Source organism: bacterium (assembly GCA_035703895.1).
Taxonomy (GTDB): domain Bacteria; phylum Sysuimicrobiota; class Sysuimicrobiia; order Sysuimicrobiales; family Segetimicrobiaceae; genus Segetimicrobium.
The window spans coordinates 1-2,607 of the sequence record DASSXJ010000110.1; the positions used below are offsets into that span (position 1 = coordinate 1).

General features: G+C 64.5%; 2 protein-coding genes. One reads left to right on the plus strand and one right to left on the minus strand.

Annotation, left to right across the window (positions count from 1 at the left end; all coding sequences use genetic code 11):
- Positions 1 to 111 precede the first annotated feature (111 nt).
- Entirely contained in the window at positions 112 to 912 is an 801-nt protein-coding gene (gene ubiE / locus VFP86_07690) for a bifunctional demethylmenaquinone methyltransferase/2-methoxy-6-polyprenyl-1,4-benzoquinol methylase UbiE (GenBank protein ID HET8999510.1), read from the minus strand.
- 189 nt (positions 913 to 1,101) lie between these two features.
- Here ubiE and VFP86_07695 point away from each other — a divergent pair, with 189 nt between their 5' ends.
- The gene (locus VFP86_07695; GenBank protein ID HET8999511.1) at positions 1,102 to 2,409 is read left to right on the plus strand and encodes an ABC transporter substrate-binding protein; all 1,308 of its coding nucleotides are present in this window, start codon (positions 1,102 to 1,104) and stop codon (positions 2,407 to 2,409) included.
- Positions 2,410 to 2,607: the final 198 nt, after the last annotated feature.

A 2,607-nucleotide genomic window follows, 5' to 3' on the forward strand; every position in this document is an offset into this window, starting at 1 on the left:
CGACGAGCGCCGCGTACACGTAGCGAAGCGCCTCCTCCACGTCCCGCATCTGGCGGGATCCAACCTGGAACACCCCTGTCTTCTCGCGCTCCCCCATGCACGCCCCTCCGCCTACCGGACCTTGCCGGACCGGACACCGACATGAATCGCCGTCACGCCCGTCAGCAGGTTATAGTAGCGCACCTGCTCAAACCCCGCGCGGGCCATCATGGCGGCGAATGCCTCCTGGTCGGGCCACGTCCGGACGGAGGTCGGCAGGTAAAGATACGCATCGTCGTGCCGCGACGCTATGCGCCCCACCCAGGGCACCACGGTGAACGAGTACCAACCGTACAACCGCCGAAACACGGTGTTCCGAGGGGTGCTGAATTCCAGGATGGCGAGGCGCCCGCCGGGGCGCAGCACGCGGTACAGCTCGCGGAGCGCCATCTCAGGATGCACTGTGTTTCGGATCCCGAATCCAACGGTGGCCCCATCGAATGTGCGATCCGAAAGCCCGAGCGCCTCGGCGTCGCCCAGGGCAAACTCCACTCGACTCCCGAGCGTTGCTGTCCCCGCCTTCCGTCGCGCCACGGCCAGCATCTCTTTACTGATGTCTACCCCAAGCACGCATCCGTGAGGACCGACGTGCTGGGCCAGGAGAAATGCCAGATCGCCGGTCCCACAACACACGTCGAGCGCACGACCGCCGGGGGACAACTGCACCATGGAGGCTGTCGCCCGCTTCCACCGGAGGTGGAGACCTCCGCTAATCAGCGTATTAATCAGATCGTAGCGAGGCGCAATCGCGCCGAACATCCGGCGGACGTATCTGGCCTTCTCCCGCTCAGAGCCCTGACCGCGGCCGATGCGCTCCCCGGCCGGCCCGTCCCCGAACCGGGGCTCTGGACCGCCAATCGCCCCGCTAGTCATCAAACGCACCGGAGACTCTTATCATACATTTCATGCATCTAAGGCATGACCCTCCGGTGCGCCCAGGGAAACACGAAGAACGCCACATGAAGTCAAGGAAGGTAGGGTTCGCGCACCTAGGGAACCATTCCTTGTCATATGGATGACGGACGGCTGTTCTGGAAGGGCTGGACAAAAGGGGGCTACAGTATGGTGATTCGTGGGCGCCTGGGAGCGCTTGGGCTCGCGCTCTTCGTGGCGGTCGCCCTGGTGCCGGTTCGTGCGGGCGCGCAGGCAGGGGTCTCGCTGCGGTACTACTATCCCGTCGGTGCCGCAGGACCGCTTAACCAGCTGATGACCGCAATGGTCAACGACTTCAACGGGACGCATCCGGGAATTCGGGTGGAGCCCGTCTTTGCAGGCAACTATGTCGAGACGATGGCCAAAGCGATGACCGCTGTCCAGGGAGGAGCCCCGCCGGACGTGGCTGTGCTGGACACACCGGAGCTGTTCTCGCTCCTTGACCGGAACGGCATCATACCACTTGACGATCTTATCGCCCAGAGCGGAGGCAAAGCATGGATCGACGACTTCTACGGCGCACTCCTCCTCAACGCGCGGGCGAACGGGCACACCTACAGCATCCCCTGGCAGCGAAGCACGCCGATCTTCTACTACAATAAGGAGATGTTCCGCAAGGCGGGACTGGACCCCGAGCATGCCCCGAAGAACTGGACGGAGCTCGTCCAGTACGCCCAGAAGCTGACGATCCGCGACTCGAGCGGCACCGTGACCCAGTGGGGCGTCGAGGCTCCTGTCGCCGACACCTCTCCTTGGGTCTTCCAGGGCTTCCTGATCGAAGCGGGCGCCAAGTACTTCGACCCGAACGGCAAATGGGTGAAGTTCAACTCTCCCGAGGCCGTCCACGCCCTCCAGTTCATCCTAGACCTGCAGAACAAGTACAAGGTCCACCCGCCGGGACCAACCGGCAAGCCGTTTTGGGATCAGGTCCCCGGGGACTTCATCCAGCAGAAGGTGGCGATGATATACTCGACCACCGGCGGCATGACATTCATCCGGACGAACGCGAAGTTCGAGTGGAACGCCGGCTTCATGCCCGCGGACAAGCAGTACGGCGCGCCCACGGGCGGCGGGAGCTTCTACATCTTCAACAAGATCCCCGCAGCCAATCAGGCGGCCGCATGGACGTTCATCCGCTGGATGACGGAGCCGCAGCAGGCTGCGCGGTGGAGCATCAATACCGGGTACGTGCCGATCCGGAAGACCGAGCTCTCGGCGCCCGCCTTCAAGGACTACCTGAAGCAGGTCCCCCAGGCACTGACGGCGACCCTGCAGCTCCGGGTGGCCGGCGAACAGATGACGATCCACGACGTCGATGAGATCGGCATCCTGCTCGTGACCGCGATCCAGGCCGCCCAGACGGGGCGCCTGTCGCCGCAGGCCGCGCTCGATCAGGCCCAGCGCGACGCGACCCAAATTCTTCAGAAGTACCAGTGAGGCCCTCAACCAGAGGGCAGCAGTAGCTCGGGGCGGCGGCGCGCCTTCCGTCCGCCGCCCTTGACCCTCCCAAACGATGGCGCAGCAGACAGGGGCTTCGCGCCTCGCGGCCGGTACAGCGGCCCCGATCCGGACCACCAAGAGAGTCCGGCGACGCGTGCGGATGCAGCCGTACCTCTTTCTCCTGCCCTCCCTGGT

Bases quoted from the DNA above. Each gene is read 5' to 3' on its own strand.
- ubiE (HET8999510.1), bottom strand. From the start codon at position 912: ATGACTAGCGGGGCGATTGGCGGTCCAGAGCCCCGGTTCGGGGACGGG.
- VFP86_07695 (HET8999511.1), top strand. From the start codon at position 1,102: ATGGTGATTCGTGGGCGCCTGGGAGCGCTTGGGCTCGCGCTCTTCGTG.